This window comes from Streptomyces sp. NPDC059668 (genome assembly GCF_042734135.1).
Taxonomy (GTDB): domain Bacteria; phylum Actinomycetota; class Actinomycetes; order Streptomycetales; family Streptomycetaceae; genus Streptomyces.
In genome coordinates, this window is the sequence record NZ_JBHWEL010000124.1 from 1 (window position 1) to 15,863 (window position 15,863).

Consider the following 15,863-nt stretch of genomic DNA (forward strand, 5'->3'; position numbering starts at 1 on the left):
GGGCAAGTTCGCGCACGGCCGCGTACGAACCCGCGAAGCCGATTCCCGCGATGACGAGCGCACCGGCGACGACCACGCCGATGAGAATCCGGTGCGTTCGTCGCAGTCGTACGGATGTTCTGTGTTCTGGTATCACGCGCTGCTGGCCCTTCTGCGTGGCTGTTCTTGGCGCGTTTTGGGCAGTTCCGGGGGAGGGGGCGGGTGGTTGGGCCTCGGGCTGGCCTTGGTGGCCGCCCCGCTGAGAGTCGATCATGGGGTGGGAGCCTTGCGGCTGGTGGTGAGCAGCTCCTGGATGAGCTGCTCGGTTTCCAGTTCGAGGTCGCAGTCGAGGGTCTGTGCGACCTGTTGGATGCGGCTGATCGCGGTGTGCAGGCCGGGCCGGTTCCCGGCCGTCCACTCCACGACCAGCCAGTCCCGGTACAGCAGTTCCGCTGTCTCGTCGACGTCAAGACCCATCGCGATGGCCTTTCGTGCTGCACCAAGATCCTGGTGAAGGCCTTTCTGGGTGCGGTGGGTGGCGACGGTGTGGGCGACGTCGATGATTCGGGTGGTCATCTCCTGTTGCTGCGGCTCGGCCCATGCCGGTGCCCGGGTACCGAAGGGGCGACCCCGCACGAGAGCTAGAGCCTCCTCCAGGTCAGCCAGCCCTGCCGGACCCTGGGGGAGGGCCCGTTCGGCGAGCTGGACAAAGTGTGTCCAGTCGCAGCGCACGCCGTCGGCGAGCACGTAGGGGTCGTTGCCGTTGTGGCGGCGAGGCACGTACGGGTCGCCGTCCTGATCGTTGCCCAAGGCCCGGCGTAGGCCCTGGATGCGGGCGTTGAGAGTGGCGATCGACCAGGGCTTGAGGGGGTCCATGTCCGCGCACAGGACGTCGGCGGTGCGGCCGGGACGGAAATAGAGGAGTGCGGCGAGCTGAGCGGTGCGTGGCCCGTGGCCGGTGCGACCGAGACCGTCCACGTCTACCGGCCCCAGCACCCGGATCTGCGGACCGCCGCCGTCCTGGGAGATGCGCCCGTCGCCGGTGCCCTCGTCGGCGAGGGCCCGGGTCTGCGTTCGTTGCGCGGCGCTGGCATTTGCGTCGCCCGTGCTCGCCTCTTCGGCTGCCTGCCGGGCCTCGATGCTGACAGTGGTGGCAGGCGCGGCGTGCGCTAGGGACAGGGCGGCGGGATCGGTCGAGGCCTTCAGCAGCGCCGGGAAGACGGCATCGGCATCGTCTGTGTCTGGGCTGTCTGCGTTCGGCTCGCGCCCGGATCGTGGGGATGTCGCGTTGTTGTCGACGGGCGGATTCTTTTGCGGGATCGGCTTGGCCTGCCCTGTGGCGCTGGGCTCGCCTGGAACGTGCTGCCAGGCTCCCTGTGCCTCGTCGGCGGGTTGTCCGGAGACGGCGAGGGCGGTGATGATCTGCTGGTAGGCGGCGTGTTCCAGACGTTGCACGAGGATGTCGACGCCGATGGAGTCGAAGCGCTGGGGTGTCGGTGCGGAGACGGTGAGGATGTCCGCTTCCGGGAAGTGGCTGGCGATGGCAGCGGCCGGGGCGATCAGGGTGACGGGGATCTGCGGTGGTTTGCCGAGGATGTCGGCGAACTGCCAGGCCGTGTCGTCGTCCAGTGCCGTCGCACACAGCAGTACGTAGGGGTGGTGGGCGGTCTCGGGCATCTGGTGGGCTTCCAGCAGCCGCTCGGTCAGGTCACGCAGCGCGTGCGCGGGCCGGCGCATGTGAGCGATCCGGGAGTTCGGCAGCAGGTTCGGCAGGTCCTCGCCGAACCCGACAGTGACGATCTCGACATCCTGCGCCCACGCACTCATGCCCAACTCCAGCGCCAGTGACGTACACACCTCACTGATGTGCACTGGGTTACCGTCCAACAGCAGGGCGGGCAACCGGGCGAGATCGGCGAGGATGAGGTCACCCGATTCGGTGCTGCCCACCGTGACCAGGGCAGGGTACGGCGCGGCAATCGTGTGGGCTTTCTCCTCATCCAGCAGATCCGCTGCATCGTCCAGCTGCCACCATCCGGCCGCGCCCGCTACGAACGGTGGCTGCGCCTGGGAGGCGGGGTCATCGGCCAGCACGTGGAGGCTGCGGGCATCAAGACGCGCGGCCCGCAGCACAGGCACGCCGCGTCCGTCCCGCTTGGCCATGTGGGCCATCGTGCGCAGCGCCGCGTCCAGGCGGGTGGCGCCGGATGGTTCGGCGGCCGCTGCGAGTTGCGCTTCGGCGCGCGAGGGTTCGCCGGCGATGGCGATCGTCTCGCCCGGCTTGCGGCGCCTGCGTTGCAGCGTCCTGCGCAGTGCGAGGGCCGCCGTGATGGCGGCGGCCAACAGCGCGCCGGCACCTGCAACGGTACGCAGGTTGAGCTGGCCCGTGGCCGGGGACGGCTCGGCTGGTTCGGCGCTCTCAGATGATGGTGCAGGGGAGGTGTGTGTCGACTGGCCGGGGGCGGGACGGCTGGTCGGCGGTGTGTGGGGGGAGGCCGACTCGGGTGCCGGTGCGATGCTGTGGTCCGTCCTTGGCGGCGGTGTGGTGTCGGCATCCGGGACCGCGCTGGCATGGGGCTTTTGCCCGTCGGTCGGCTTCTGCTCGTGCGGTCTGTGTGACGAGGAGTGCGGCGTGCTGTTGGTGCTGTCGTTGTCTGGCTGATCTGTGGATGGGTCCTTCGGGCTGTGCCGGCCGCCGGGCACGGTGACCTGCTGGCCCGGATAGATCATGTCGGGGTCGGTGATGGCCGGCAGCCCGTCCGGCTGCCGGCCGTCCTTGCTGGCGTCGAACAGAGCGGGCCACGCACCGCCGTCACCAAGTTCGTCCTCCGCAATCTTCGACAAGGAGTCACCGGACTGGACCGTGACGCGCGCGCCCCTCTCGGCGATCACGGCCTTGCGTCCGTCGGCCTGCGTCCGCAGGCCCTGGAGCCTGGAACTTTCGGGCATGGCCAGCCTCCAGCCCGGCTGCAGGAAACTGTTGGACCGAAAGACATGCCCGCCGACCATGGCATGTCCCTCGTTGAGGTCGGCGATCTCCCGCCACCGCTCCCCGTCGCCCAACTCCCGCTCCGCGATGCTCCACAGACTCTCCGCAGGCCGCGTCTCACGCACCGTGTATATCCAATCCGTTGCGGACGGGTCCGTCGTCGAGGGCCCCAACGGCTGGCCCGGCGATGCCTGCCGAGTAGGGGACATCTGACCAGGGGAGTGGGTGGCTGTAGCGGTCGTATCGGCCGGCCCATCGGAGGCGAGTGCCGAACCCGTGGGCAGCAGGACCAGGATGCTGCCGACCAGGAGGGCTGCGGCCCGCTGCGAGACGCCCAGCCCACGCGGTGCGTGCCATCGGCGACCGCGCAGCTGCGCAGCCAGCTCCCGCAACGCGCAGAACGTGAACTGCGCCCACCCGATCCACCCGACTGCGACCAGCACAAGCAGGAGCACGGATCCGGTGTCCTGCCGGTCCAACAGGTGTGCCAGGTCGTCGTGGCTCGCTGCCCAGATGACGGGGGTGGCCCAGGCCAGCAGCAATGGCAGCCCGCCCACCGTGGCGGCCAGGACGAGCAGACTCATGGCGGCCTTGAGCAGACGGCCCAGGGTGGCAGTTGGCATCAGGTTCCTTCGGGTGCGGTGACGCCGTGCAGGAGGGTGGCGCTGGCGTGACCGGTCACCGGCAGTGAGCCGATTCCGACGGCCGACAGGAACGTCGTGTCGCTGGAGCCGCTCACGGTGACGGCGACGCTCTTGCCGTCGCTGGAGACGGTGACGGTGCCGGTTGCGCCGGCGGAACGCAGGTAGGCCTTCGCGGCCGCGATCGCGTCCTGCGGATCGACGATGATCGCTTTGCCGGTGACGGCCTGGGCGGGGTCGATGGCCTGGCCGCCCGCCCGGGCTGCCTCGCCCGCGACGTAGTCGGCGCGCTCGGTGGCGGCCATCTTCGCCCCACCGTCGACGGCGACGCCGATAATGCCGATCAGCCCCAGAACGCAGACGGCGACGAACACCGTGACACCACCGTCATCCTGCTGTGCACGCCCGTGCGGGTCGTTCATCAGTCACCTCGCTGCCGGTACTCATCCACCACCGAGGTCGCCGTCGATGTGAGCGTCCGCGCCCCGGGCACGCCCGGCAACAGCAAGTCCGACAGGTTGACCGTGCAGGTCACGGTTACGGTGACGGTGCCGACTTGGCCGACCGGCACGCTGACGCCGCCGGTGTTGACGTGGACAGTGGTAGAGGCGCAGGCGACGCCCTGGTCGGTGAGGGATTCGGCGGCCGCGGCGTGCGCAGCGTCCTGGGCGGCGGCCGCCGTGCGGTGGATGGACGCCTCCCGGGCTGCGTCCTCGGCTGCCGCATCGATCTTCGCCTTGGAGGTGACGATCCGGCCGCCGGCGATGGCCAGACACAAAAACATGATCAGCGACGGGAGGACGATGGCAGCCTCGATCGCGACACTGCCGTCGTCACTACGGCGCCTGCCGGACCAACGGGCCTTGCGCATAGAGTTCACTCCCCCGGGACCGTCCAGCGTTCCACCGCTCCGGACGCGGACTGGGTGACCTGCAGCCCGGCGACACCGGGGATCATCGACATCGCAGTGCCGGAGACCTGCACCCGCACCCGCTGCCCGTCACTGCTGGCGGCGACGGCACAGCCGCTGAGGCTGTCGCCCGCTGTGCGGGCGAGGACGCCCCGGGCACGGGCTGCTCCGTCACCGGGGCCGGCCTGGTAGGCGCGGGCGGCGCTGGCACCCTCACGGGCAGCGGTCAACGCGATCTGCCGCGCGTAGTACCACATAGATGCCTGGATGACGGCAATCGTGGCGAGCAGCACGAACGGGAAAACGATTGCCATCTGGATGGACGTGTCGCCGCGATCGTCGCTCCAACGCCGCCCCTGCCACCAGCCCTTCAGGCGCTCGGGACCAGACATCACAGGCCGGAGAGCTTGCCGTTGTACTTGGAGATCACAACCGCGATGCTTCCGGCGATCAGCACGGCGCCGGTGACGGCAGCGACCCAGATGATGACGGTGGTGGTGCTGATATCTCCGCGGTCCGGCCGGCGCCTGGCCTCCTCCAAGCCGTCCTGCAGACGGCTGGTCAACCAATAGACGGCGCGGTAAGTGCGGGCGGCAGTGCTCTTCATCGTTACTTCCTCTCAGAAGGGGGGAGCGAGTCGGGATTCAGACGGTGAGCATCCGGATCACGGCGGGAAAGGCCATCAGCAGCATCACCAGCACGGCAAGCAGCGCCCCAGGGGCGGTCATCTTCTCGCTGGCGGCGTTCGCCTCCGTCGCCTGATCGGCGAGGAGTTCGGCGTTGAGGGCGGCGGTACGGGCCCGCAGCGCCTTGTACACGGCAGCGCCGTCGGTCGCCGAGCCGCGCATGATGTCAGCGACATCGCCCAAGCCGGGCAGCTCGTACTCGGCGGCAAGCTCCGCGAGCGCCTGATACGGCGGGATCTTCTCCAACCTGGCCCGCCGCAGGGCGCCCTGCAGGAACAAGAACGGCCAGCCCCGCCCGACTTCAGCGGCCTTCTCCAGGGCTTCCGCGGGTCCGGCGTCGGCGGCCCGCTTGAGCGCGACCAGATCCAGATAGGCGGACAGGGCATGCGCGAACTCCTCGCGTGCCCGCTTCGCGTGATCCCTCACCGCGAGGTCAGGGGTGATGAACAGCAACCCCGCGACGAGCAGGCCGACGCCGGCGGGCACGTAAAACGGCAGGCCCACACCGGCGATGATCCACGGAATCGTCGCGATCACCGGGCACAGCAGACCGAGCGCTGCGAGCGCCACCTTCTTCAGCATGAACTGACCCGGGCCCTGCCCGATCAGCGCCAGGTTGACGGCAGGCACCCGCACACCCGGCAGCCGCCCCATACGCGCCAGCAGCCACCGCCCCCACACTTCATCGCGGTCCAGGTCCGGCTCGGGCAGAGCCAGCGTGGCCGGCGCACTGCGCGCAAGCGCGGCCGCCAGGGCCGGCTGAGGACGCAGCAGTTCACGCACCAACAAGGCCAGACCGGCGCCGACTGTGCCACCGGACGCCACAACGGGAAGCAGGTTCACGGTGTAGCTCCTTCAGACAGCCGGCCCGCGTCCAGCAGGTGGCCCGGCTCCCGAGCGGCTGCGGCCAGCTGGACGGTGCTGGCCGGGTCGGTGACCAGAAAGCGGGGAATGCGGCGGAAATTGCCCAGCTGCCGCATCAGGGCGAGGACACCAACGAACCCGGCGGTCAGGAACGCCAGCACCAACTGCCCCAGCAGCGTGGAGTACGGCCTGGTGTAGGACGGGACGAAGAACCCAGCCACCACCACGCCCACAGTGATGATCGTCATCCAGCGCACCGTCGTGCGAGGCTTGGCCCGGTCCGCCTCGATGGCACGCTTCTTGGCGACCTCCTCACGGACAGTGCCCGCCAGGTCCTCCAACGCCTGCGCCAGACCCGGCCCCCGGTCGTTGACCGACAAAATCAGCGCGGCGACCACCTTGTCCGCAGTGACGTCGTCGAGTTCATCGGCGAACGCGCGGAGCGCTTCCTGCGACCGCCAACCCAGCCGCAGCCGGTCGGACAAGTTAGCGATCTGCCCGGTGAGCTCCTCCGGCGCCCCCTGACGGCTGGTGATCATCGCCTGCTCCAGGCCCATACCCAGACGGAGCAGACCAGCCAACCGCTGAGTCCACTCGGACAATCCCTCCAACGCGCCGATACGTTCCTGCGCAAGCTGCGCCGGACTGATCAACCAGGGCACGCCGACCACGGCCGCACCGAGCAGCGCTCCGCCGACGAAGTTCCCCGAAACGAGCCACACCGCGACGAACACCACGACCGCCGCGGCCGCCAGCGTCCGCCGACGCAGCCGGACCCCCTCGCTCAGAGCGGTCCTGCTGCGTCTCGCCGGCCACCGCCAGCGCAGTGAAACGCGGCGCGGAGCGGTCGTGCCCACCACCCCGGCCACGACGCCGAGCAACCCGGCCACCAGAGTCATGCCACTGAGGAATGCCCACAACAACATCACTGACGCACCCCCACCTTCAACGGCAGCGGCGCCGCCCACGCCCCGTACGGCTGCTGGAGCAGGGCGGAGTCGAAGCCGACACGCCGCAGGTCGTCAACGCAGCCCGGGTCCATCCGCGGCACCGCCCGCAATTCACCGAACTCACGACCGGGGGAGAAAACCTCGTTCGTAGCCGGGCGGCCGTTCTCCCCGATCCCGGTCAGCTCCAGGACATGGGAGACATAGCGATGACGGCGGCCGCCGATCTGCGTCTCATCCGTCATATCGACGTACACGATGAAGTCCAGGCCGTTCGCGGCCTGCCGGTAGGCGAGAGCCTCGGACAGGTTGCCCTGGGCCAGCGCATACAGCTCGGCGATCCGGTCGAAGACAATGTCCGGACGACGAGCGTGAATCGTGCACAAGTTGCCACCCGACCCGTTCGTCAACGCCTGCATCATCGCCACGACCTCGGGCCCGCGCACCTCACCGACCACGATCCGCTCCAACGACATCCGCAACGCCGGGTGCATCAGGTCCAGCAGCGTCACCTCACCGGCGCTGCGCCCGGCCGCATCACGCTCACCGTTGGACTCGCGGCCCACCAGAGAAACCACCTGGCGGTGGTAGCCGTTGGCATGGGCGAACAACTCGTCCTCGGTCTGGATGGTCGCGAAGCGGCACTCCGGGTCAAACTCGCGGAGCATCGCCCGCAGCAAGGTCGTCTTCCCCGCCTTCTGCTTACCCGCGATCATGATGTTCTTCTCCGCACGCACACACGCACCGAGAAACTCCCGCAAGACCCGGTCGACCGAGCCAAGGAGGACCAAGTCGTCCAGCCCGGCGTGAGAGACGCGGTGCCGCCGGATGACCGCATACGTCATCGGCCCCAGCCCCGTGATCGCCTGCAGGCGGGACCCGTCCTGCAAAGACAGGGCGAGCGTCGGACTCGCGGTCGAAATCGTCCGCTCGTTCTGTCCGGAACCCCGGGCCAGCTCCCGCAGCAGCTCCAAGAGTTCATCCTCGGAATCAGCGATCGGCCCGACCATGCGACGTTCACCGTCGCCATAGTCGAGCCACACCTCGCCCGGACCCTGGATGATGATGTCCTCGACCCGGTCGTCGTCCAGGTACGGCTGAAGCCGCCCGGCCCGGAAAAGCAGATCGTAGACGCCGCGCCGCAACGCCTCGTCCTGCTGCGGCGCCATCGCCTGAGCGTCCGACCACAGAGCTACCGCCTCATTAATCCAGTCCAGGCAACGCTGCTCCTCGCTGGCCCGGTCCATGTCCGGCGTGCTCTTCAACAGTTCCTCGCGCTGCTTGGCCACCTGCGCTGCAATGTGCCGGGCAACCTTGTAATCAACCGTCACCTGCGGCGTAGTGCCCCCGAGGACGCGGGCGCCGGCGGCAGCACCCGCAGGTGCCGCCGTCACCGGACGGGGACCGGACGGCGGAACCACCGTCGGATCAGCGTGCAAGGGCCTACCGCGCACCGGGCACCCCCGACGCGAACGCGGCACGCGGATCAAGGCGGGCACGCCGGACAGCAGCCCGCTGCACCAACAACGCACCGGTCGTCCGGGCAGCCTTCATCAGCTTCGACCGGGTGAAGTGGCGCGGCTGCTCGTCACCGTCGGACAGCACCCGGGCGTCCTTCGGCGCGTAAGGGAGACTTGCCACTACCGGAACCTGGAGCACGCGCTGGACTTCGCCCACGGGGTAAGGGCCTTCGTCGATAACCAGTAGCCCGACGTCCCCGACCCGCTCTTCCAACTGTCGCACCCGGCTCTGCCCGGCTTGCAGACAGCGCAGAGTGTTGCGGACCACGACGATCACGGTGTCGGCACGGTCGACCAGGACAGCGGAGGGGCCGAACGCGCCACGCCGGCCGAGGTCGAGAAGGACATCGTGACCGTGGTCGGCCTCGATGCCACGGAACATCTGAGCCAGGCCTTTCCACACCGAGCCGAGGCTCGCGGCCTGCGCGGGGTCGGTGATGCCTGGCAGGAGCAGCCGGTCGGCTGGCGAGTCGGTTGCGCTGTCCTCGCCGTTCAGATCGATCAGCTGGCGCCAGAACGCCTCACCGAACTCGCCCTTGCGGGCCGCGATCGACAGGTTGGGCAGCCCGTACCGGTCACCGAGTGCGCCCTGCAACAGACCGTGCAGCACGGCTCCGCCGTCCGGGTCGCACTCAGCGAGGATCATCCGCCGGCCCGGTTCCAGCGGCCAGGCGAGCAGCAGCGCGAGCGCACTGGTGGTCACACCGGGGGAGCCGCTGCACCCGGCGAGTGCGATCACGGCCATCAGCGGCCGTCCGGGGCCGCGAGGACCAGGCGCAGAGTGCCGGCCGACAGCCATGCCGCCGCGGTCGGTCCGTCAGCGGCCGACGTGGCGACGTCGACGACCACGACTCCGGTGCCGGGGGCTGCGCTGGAGGTCTTCACCACCCGACCGGTAAGCGTCTTCGGTGAGCTGTCGGACGGCTTGTCCGTCTCGCTCTCCCCCTGCGCGGGGACGTGGACCAGTTGAACCTTCTGACCGGGCACCAGGGTTGTCGCGGGGATCTGCTCGGGCTTGAGCCCGATCGGGACCAGCTGCTCGCCAGCCTTGACGAGACTGTGCTTCGTCACCTGCGAGGGGGCCAGAAGCGAGCCGGGCCGCAGCTCCACGGCCGCCCGCTTGCCAACCACTTGGTCCAAGTCATCTACGCTGACCGCCTTCATCGCCGGGTCCAAGGCGATGGACGCCTTTCCTAAGTCCTGCTCGGTGAGGACCTGGCCGACCTGTACATCTCGGACAACGGTCACGACTTCAGTGCGGTGCCCAACCTGGAGCAGGAGGACGGCGACACCCGCACCGCCTGCCGCGATCAGCCCCATCGACAGAGCGATCACGCCCGGACGACGGCGGCGCGCAGACACCTTAGGCGGACTCACGGGGCCGGCCGCTCCAGACCGCTGCGGCAGCCCGCGCTCGGTGGCCGCAGTTGCTTCTTTAGTCTTGCTCAACGTCGTACTCCTTCCGGCGCCGCTACCTGACGACCTGCAGTTCGCCGATCGCCACCTGTTCCTGGGACTGCCTGATCGCCGTGAGTTGTCCGGTCTGGCCGCCGCCGACCACCTGCCAGTCCACCGACCACGTCGAAGTAGCAGTTACCGTGTATTTGCCGTCGTCCTGCGAGGCCGACGTGCGGCTGTAGGTGTGGCCGCAGGTCGGGGACTCCTGTTTGCCGTAGGACGCTGCGTATGGCGTGCCGGGCCCGTTACAGGTGACGGTCACACCGTCGCCCATCCCCCAGACGATCTTCGAGACGGTTGCGGTTGCGGTCACGGTTACCCCGCCTGCTGAGGCGCTAGCGGTGTTCGGGCCGTATGTGGTCTGACGCTTGGTCACCCACATCCAGGTCGGCAGGCCGACGATGTACTTGCCGGCCGGGTCCGGGCTGGTGATGTCTGGCCCCAGGAGTGTCATCTTGTCAAGGGCCTGCTGTGCCAGCTGTGCAGGGTCGATGATGGGGGCGGGTGGAGTAGCAGACCAGAAGGTCTCTGGTGGTCCCATCAGACTTCCACTGGCACCGGCGCCGGCGATGGCCAGCGGGCAGATCCGGGTGTAAATTGCACCGTCGCCTGGATCGTGCCCCTCCCACACAGAACTTCCGGTAGGGGGCTGCGGTTCCATCCGAGTGACGAGGCACGGACCCGGCACGGGCAGCTTGCCGGTGGCCTTGCCCGGGTGCGTGGGCCTGTCGTCGGCCGATCCCGGAGTTCCACCGACACCGGCGCCGACGCAGATCTCAATGACGGAGCAACTGCCGACGCCGGTTGACGGCTTCGGATCGGGAGCGGCTGCCGTCGTCGTGGCTGCGGTGGCCAGCAAGAGCGCGGCGCCGACGGTTCCTAAGGCGTGGTTCAGCACGCGCGGTCTTCCGGTTTGACGTCCAGAACGATCCACCGCTTCCCCCACTTCTCTGCGGTCACGTTGCTCACGTACTTGGTGCGGCGGTTCTTGGGCAGGGCCACCTCGCTTTTCGTCTTGGCGTCTAGGACCTTCCACGTCGAGACGTCAACGCAGTCTGTGATCTCCGCCAGAGGAACCTTCTTCTGGAGGTCGAGGCTGGTGACCTGCGGATCGATCCGAGGCTTCCCCGTGGTGACCTGTCCGGACGTCTTGAGGTTCTTCAGATCGCTCTGCGCTAGGCCCAGCGCGTCGCCCTTGGCGTACGCCTCCAGCTTCGTTCCGCTCATGCTCGCCTTGGCGTATGCGGTGGCCTTCTCATCCCAGTAGTGCCGGTAGGCATCCAAGAGCTGCACCTTGGCGGTGGCCTCCGGGTCGGCCGACGACGTTGCAGGGGCCGGGGTACCGGTCCGCGTGGCGTGGCTCTTGCCGGTGTCCCCGGAGTTGTTTCCGCTTCCGCAGGCGGCCACGGCCATCAGCCCACCCGCGAGTAGCGCGGCCGTTGCGCAGTTTCGGGTGCGAACAGAAGTTGGCCCAGACGGGCGTTGTGCACGTGTCACGATGTCTCCCCGTACGACATGGTGCATATCCGCTCTCGATGGCGGCCGCAGTACAGCAGCCCTTGATCCGCAGCCTGGTCAAGCCGCAGCAGTTCGTTTGCGTAGCCAGAAGGTTACGCATGTGCCGGTCAACTTCCCAGCTCTATATGTGAGTTCACTCGTGCATCTCGGGACGTATCTGGTCACATGCGAAATCGGAAGTCGATATGTGGCTCTAGAGCTTTTCAGTTTTCCTTCGCACACGCCTCCTTCGGCACTTGGCTGGCGTCCTGGTCGGAGGCGACCGCGGTTCGCCGTCATAGTTCTGACCATGGGCGCTTCTCCCCGCCGGCTAGGGGCGCCCACACGTCGGCGGTGGCGCCGCGTTTCTCGACCTCCTCCAGCACGGCAGCTCCCAGTCGTACGTTGCGTGAGAGGTCGGCAACGAGGGGGTGCTGCACGACCATTGCCTGAAGGTCGCTGATCCGGTTGCGCATGGTCGGCTGGGTGCCGCCGGTCAGTACGAACAGGATGCGGGGGAAGACCGGGTACCAGCGCAGCCACCCTGGGCCAGCTGCTCGGCGCCGCCCCATCGATGGGGGATCGTAGGACCACAGGCGGGCGTATTCGATCAGTTTCGCTGCGAGGCGTTCGCTGCTCATGGTGGTGCGGTCGACTTCGATGAACGCCCTTAATTTGCGACGGTGTTCGCCGGTGGTGAGGGTGTAGTGCATGACCGCGTCGGCGACGAGGCGCTCACCGTCGCCGATCGCGTGGAACACCTCGGGGGTCCAGTCCAGGTGGCCGTGTTCGTCACCGCGGCGGCGGGCGTCGGCGACGAACGCCAGGTGGGCGCGGAGCACGGTGAGCGTGTGCGGTGTCTTCAGCGAGGCGGCGGACCCCGAGGTGATCGGATACGGGGGGCGGCCGCGCAGCGCGGGCCAGTCCCGGGTCATCCGGGCGGCCTTCGGGGTGAGGTACCAGACGCGGGTGCGGTGGGCCCGGGGCAGGACGGCGAAGTCGACCAGACGGTCGCGTCGCAGGGTGTTGAGTTGCTGGGAGACCGTCTGGCGCGTGCGGTCGGGGCGCAGCAGGACGTGGAGTTGGTGGGTGGTGGCCATGCGGTGCTGGGCGAGGGCGGCTAGCAGTTGGTGGGCGAGGGGCTCGGTGGGGCTGGGCGTGAATCCGGCCGCGTTGGCGGGCTGCGAGGGCTGTGCGGCGGTCATTCGTAGCCCTTCGACTGATGGACGTGGCTTGCGGTGGGGGTGTGTTCGGCGAGGAAGTCGGTGACGCGCCCGAGCTGGTCGATGGCGTGCTCGGTCAGCTTGGCGAGGGGGAGGGCCCCGGCGTTGGTGAGGGCGGCCTGCTCCAGGGCGGGGACTTGCTGAGGTCGGGCCTGGGCGGCGAAGAGCGTGTCCAAGTGCGGTCCACGCACCTTCATCGGGCCGATGCGGCGCCCGCGCACATTCATGGATACGTAGTGCGAGAAGCGCTCCATGGTGGCGACCCGCTCCGCGCTCGGGTTGTCGCCCCATTCGGCTGTGACCGGTCCGATTGCGGACTTCGATCCGGCGGTGGTAGCCAGTGTGGACGCGTTCTGCATCAGCGACAGTCGTACCGCAGCAGGCAGGCGGGCGAGGAGCTGTGTCATGCCGTGGACGTGCACGCGGTATTTGCGGAAGTCCTCGAACATGGCGGCGATCGTCTCCGGCGCCGACCCGGTGAGCGTGATCAGTTCGTCGAAGTACGGGCGGAACGGGACGCGTTGGTCCTCGAGTAGGTCGCGGCGCGAGCGCACCGCCCGTAGCAGATCGCGGGCCAGAAGTGCGGTGAGCAGCCGGTCGGTGGGCCCGCTGCCGCCGGGGCACACCCACATGATCGTCTGGGAGTCCATCGCGGTGCGGATGTCATAGGCGCCGACGGGCTGTCCGAGGAATGCGTGGGTGATGGGGTTGGCGGCCAGGCGGACCATCGGGTTGAGGATGACTGCGCATGCGTCGGGTGACAGGGTCGGGAAGACGGTCCGCCACCAGGAGCGGGTTTCCTCATTGATGCTGTCCTCGGCGACGGCGAGTGCCGCCGACCGGAACGCCGGATCGGTGACCAGGGCCCGGATATGGAAGAGGGTGGCCTGGTCTTCGGGCCGTGCGGCCCGGCAAGCGGCCGCGTTGACCGCGACCAGAACGGCCAAGGCGGCGGTCAGGATGGTGATGGCGCGGGGGGCGGTCACGTCGTCCCAGCCGAGCGCGGAGGCGTAGGCGTCGGTGATTGCCTCGACGACCTCGTGCGGCGCCCGGCCGTGTTGCATGCTCAGCGGATTCCATGAACTCACATGCGGGTTGGGGCCAAGACCGTTGAGGTCGACCAGCGTGATGCGTGGCATCAGGTCGTCGTGGGCCAGGAACGTCATGGCGCGTGGCCAGGAGTCGCGGTGCGGATCGACGAACATGAGGCCGCCGCCGGCATGAGCCCAGCCGATCGCCTGGGCGAGGGCCCGTTCCGTCTTCCCGCCGCCGGCCTTGCCGACCCCGATCTCGAAGAACGTCTCGTCTGCGTACGTGGCGACCAGTCGCTCGCGCCCGTCCGGACTGCGGTAGGTGCCCTGCAGCAGCAACTGCGGATCACCGAACGAGAACGAGGGCACATCCGCGGCAAGCAGTGGCAGACGACAGTGCATCGTGGGCGGTTTGAGCAGGCCGGTCAGCTCCTCCATCCGCACCCAGTTCCCGCGCGGCGGCTGACACTGGCCGAGATCCCAGCGCCGCTCGAAACTGGACCGGTAGAGCCAGTGGTCCGCGCCCACCCGCCACGGACCCAGCCGCCATCCGCGTATCGCCCATCGCGAGCGGCCCCCGAACACATCCAGCGCCGCATGCACCTGCGCGAGCCGTGCCTGCGCCAGGCCTTCCTGGTTCGCCGAACACACCACGAGCAGCTGTACCCGGACCAACTGGTCGTCTTCGGCGAGCTTGCCCAGCGCCTGCGCCTCGTCCACCTGCCGCGGCGCCGGTGCAACGAACAGCCGCCGCGCAGAGGCCGCCCCCGCCGTTCTCTCGGTGAGCTGCTCGCGAAGATGCGCCAGCACCGAATCCGGGCCGCCGGCCCCCTGACGCAGCCAGTGGCCGGACTGCCGAGCCTGTCGACGGGTGGTCTGGTGTGCGGCGGCGAGCAGCTGGCGGCGGCGTAGACGCAGAGCCCACCGGGGAGCTTGCTGGATGTCGAGCCGGACCTCGGCGAGGTCGCCGAGCTCGGCGTCGAGGTCGGACACGGCGTCGACGAGCGGCTGCAACGGGTCCGGCTCCAGCGGCACTTCCCGCAGCGGCATCACCGGGTTCCCCCGCAGGACGAACTCCGCGCGCACCGTGTGCTTGCGCGGCTGGTCGGCGATCGGCTGTGTGTTGGTGATCGTCACGTCCGGTCCGAACGGGGAGATGGACAGCAGCCGTTGACTGCTGGCCGGGCCTTCGATGCGGTACCGGAGAGGTGCGGTGGCGTCCGCGCGCAGCCGGATCTGAACCGTTCGCGACCGGCGGGGCGCCCACCACGGCAGGGCGGCCGATGCGCGGGCGAGCTGCAGGCCGTGGCGGAAGATCTCCTCCGTGCTCGGCTCGAAGTGGCGGCTTGCCACCAGTTCCAGCGCCATGCGCTGCGACGATGCCCGCGCTGCATACCGGCGCACCACTGCCTCCGCAGCTGCCGTTGCCGCGGCTGCGGCCATGGCGAGGAGGTACCAGTGCGCGCTCAGCCAGCCGGCCGCATCGAGCAGGTCGGCGAGCAGGCCGACGACGGTGCCGCTGGCCCTTGCGCCGGTCAGTGTCGGGGCTGCGGATTCCACGTGGAGACCCCCTTCTTCGAAATGGTGCGGGTGAAGTACCAGTCCGTGATGCGGCCGTCGGTGAAGGTGCCGCCCCGGTCGACGCCTGCCCACACCAGATGCACGACTGCCCGGTCGGCGGCGCCGTCGCGGCGGGCGATGACCGCCTGGACACGGAAGCGGACCGTGGCGAATGCGGGTGCGAGCGCCTGGTCCAGGTCTTCGAAGACGTCCGGCCAGCTGGTCCTACCGATGCCGGTGGCGTCCGCGCGGAGCAGGGCCCGGCCCGCGACGCGGAGCTGCTGTTCGTCGGCGGGGGTGAGGTCCGCGGGCCACGCCGCCTCCAGTGAATGCTGGATGACCCGGTCCCCGGCGGCGCCCTCGCCGTGGGGAGACAGCGCCGGTGTGCCGGCCGCGTCCCGTGGCGGGCGGACAGTCGCGGAGCTGCTGCCGGTTGCCCGGATCGAATCGATCGAACTGGCGGCCGGGGACAGCAGGGTCGAAGGCGTGGGCGGGAGCACGGGAGGACGGCTCGGCGAGGCGGCGACCGGCGGGTTCGTCCTGTCCGAGGGCATCGAC

General features: G+C 69.0%; 15 protein-coding genes. All 15 read right to left on the bottom strand.

The annotated features are described in order from the left end of the window. Nucleotides 1–249: 249 nt before the first annotated feature. Nucleotides 250–3,591 carry a hypothetical protein gene (locus ACFV2J_RS41355; RefSeq protein WP_385088015.1) on the bottom strand — a complete coding sequence of 1,114 codons (3,342 nt, stop codon included), beginning with the start codon at nt 3,589–3,591 and terminating at the stop codon, nt 250–252. Continuing rightward, nucleotides 3,591–4,031 carry a pilus assembly protein TadG-related protein gene (locus ACFV2J_RS41360; RefSeq protein WP_385088017.1) on the bottom strand — a complete coding sequence of 147 codons (441 nt, stop codon included), beginning with the start codon at nt 4,029–4,031 and terminating at the stop codon, nt 3,591–3,593. The genes ACFV2J_RS41355 and ACFV2J_RS41360 overlap by 1 nt, the downstream gene beginning before the upstream one ends. Beyond that, a complete protein-coding gene (locus tag ACFV2J_RS41365; protein ID WP_385088019.1) occupies nt 4,031–4,480 on the bottom strand; it encodes a TadE/TadG family type IV pilus assembly protein in 450 nt (149 codons plus the stop codon). Before ACFV2J_RS41365 ends, ACFV2J_RS41360 begins: the two co-directional genes overlap by 1 nt. Before the next feature lie 5 nt (nt 4,481–4,485). Next, nucleotides 4,486–4,911: a TadE family protein gene (locus ACFV2J_RS41370; protein ID WP_385088021.1), complete on the bottom strand. Its 426-nt coding sequence runs from the start codon at nt 4,909–4,911 to the stop codon at nt 4,486–4,488. Further along, complete coding sequence (locus ACFV2J_RS41375) at nt 4,911–5,126, bottom strand: hypothetical protein (protein WP_385088023.1); 216 nt, start codon at nt 5,124–5,126, stop codon at nt 4,911–4,913. Before ACFV2J_RS41375 ends, ACFV2J_RS41370 begins: the two co-directional genes overlap by 1 nt. A gap of 37 nt (nt 5,127–5,163) precedes the next feature. Continuing rightward, on the bottom strand, nt 5,164–6,048 hold the full coding sequence (locus tag ACFV2J_RS41380; RefSeq protein WP_385088025.1) for a type II secretion system F family protein: 885 nt from the start codon (nt 6,046–6,048) through the stop codon (nt 5,164–5,166). Beyond that, nucleotides 6,045–6,968: a type II secretion system F family protein gene (locus tag ACFV2J_RS41385; RefSeq protein WP_385088027.1), complete on the bottom strand. Its 924-nt coding sequence runs from the start codon at nt 6,966–6,968 to the stop codon at nt 6,045–6,047. The genes ACFV2J_RS41380 and ACFV2J_RS41385 overlap by 4 nt, the downstream gene beginning before the upstream one ends. Before the next feature lie 26 nt (nt 6,969–6,994). Beyond that, the gene (locus tag ACFV2J_RS41390; RefSeq protein ID WP_385088043.1) at nt 6,995–8,470 is read right to left on the bottom strand and encodes a CpaF family protein; all 1,476 of its coding nucleotides are present in this window, start codon (nt 8,468–8,470) and stop codon (nt 6,995–6,997) included. Next, nucleotides 8,460–9,281 carry a hypothetical protein gene (locus ACFV2J_RS41395; RefSeq protein WP_385088029.1) on the bottom strand — a complete coding sequence of 274 codons (822 nt, stop codon included), beginning with the start codon at nt 9,279–9,281 and terminating at the stop codon, nt 8,460–8,462. Before ACFV2J_RS41395 ends, ACFV2J_RS41390 begins: the two co-directional genes overlap by 11 nt. Further along, nucleotides 9,281–9,871 carry an SAF domain-containing protein gene (locus ACFV2J_RS41400; protein WP_385443640.1) on the bottom strand — a complete coding sequence of 197 codons (591 nt, stop codon included), beginning with the start codon at nt 9,869–9,871 and terminating at the stop codon, nt 9,281–9,283. Before ACFV2J_RS41400 ends, ACFV2J_RS41395 begins: the two co-directional genes overlap by 1 nt. 136 nt (nt 9,872–10,007) lie before the next feature. Next, nucleotides 10,008–10,892, bottom strand: coding sequence for an ATP/GTP-binding protein (locus ACFV2J_RS41405; protein ID WP_385088033.1), 885 nt, complete (start codon nt 10,890–10,892; stop codon nt 10,008–10,010). Next, nucleotides 10,886–11,407, bottom strand: a complete 522-nt coding sequence (locus tag ACFV2J_RS41410) for a hypothetical protein (protein ID WP_385088035.1) — start codon at nt 11,405–11,407, stop codon at nt 10,886–10,888. The genes ACFV2J_RS41405 and ACFV2J_RS41410 overlap by 7 nt, the downstream gene beginning before the upstream one ends. Nucleotides 11,408–11,787: 380 nt before the next feature. Next, the gene (locus ACFV2J_RS41415; RefSeq protein ID WP_385088037.1) at nt 11,788–12,696 is read right to left on the bottom strand and encodes a replication-relaxation family protein; all 909 of its coding nucleotides are present in this window, start codon (nt 12,694–12,696) and stop codon (nt 11,788–11,790) included. Beyond that, nucleotides 12,693–15,305: an ATP/GTP-binding protein gene (locus ACFV2J_RS41420; protein ID WP_385088039.1), complete on the bottom strand. Its 2,613-nt coding sequence runs from the start codon at nt 15,303–15,305 to the stop codon at nt 12,693–12,695. The genes ACFV2J_RS41415 and ACFV2J_RS41420 overlap by 4 nt, the downstream gene beginning before the upstream one ends. Continuing rightward, nucleotides 15,281–15,863, bottom strand: a 583-nt coding sequence (locus ACFV2J_RS41425) for a hypothetical protein (RefSeq protein ID WP_385443644.1), incomplete at its 5' end; no start/stop codon positions are given. The genes ACFV2J_RS41420 and ACFV2J_RS41425, both read right to left, overlap by 25 nt.

Bases quoted from the DNA above. Each gene is read 5' to 3' on its own strand.
- ACFV2J_RS41355 (WP_385088015.1), bottom strand. From the start codon at position 3,591: ATGCCAACTGCCACCCTGGGCCGTCTGCTCAAGGCCGCCATGAGTCTG.
- ACFV2J_RS41360 (WP_385088017.1), bottom strand. From the start codon at position 4,031: ATGAACGACCCGCACGGGCGTGCACAGCAGGATGACGGTGGTGTCACG.
- ACFV2J_RS41365 (WP_385088019.1), bottom strand. From the start codon at position 4,480: ATGCGCAAGGCCCGTTGGTCCGGCAGGCGCCGTAGTGACGACGGCAGT.
- ACFV2J_RS41370 (WP_385088021.1), bottom strand. From the start codon at position 4,911: ATGTCTGGTCCCGAGCGCCTGAAGGGCTGGTGGCAGGGGCGGCGTTGG.
- ACFV2J_RS41375 (WP_385088023.1), bottom strand. From the start codon at position 5,126: ATGAAGAGCACTGCCGCCCGCACTTACCGCGCCGTCTATTGGTTGACC.
- ACFV2J_RS41385 (WP_385088027.1), bottom strand. From the start codon at position 6,968: ATGACTCTGGTGGCCGGGTTGCTCGGCGTCGTGGCCGGGGTGGTGGGC.
- ACFV2J_RS41395 (WP_385088029.1), bottom strand. From the start codon at position 9,281: ATGGCCGTGATCGCACTCGCCGGGTGCAGCGGCTCCCCCGGTGTGACC.
- ACFV2J_RS41410 (WP_385088035.1), bottom strand. From the start codon at position 11,407: ATGGCCGTGGCCGCCTGCGGAAGCGGAAACAACTCCGGGGACACCGGC.
- ACFV2J_RS41415 (WP_385088037.1), bottom strand. From the start codon at position 12,696: ATGACCGCCGCACAGCCCTCGCAGCCCGCCAACGCGGCCGGATTCACG.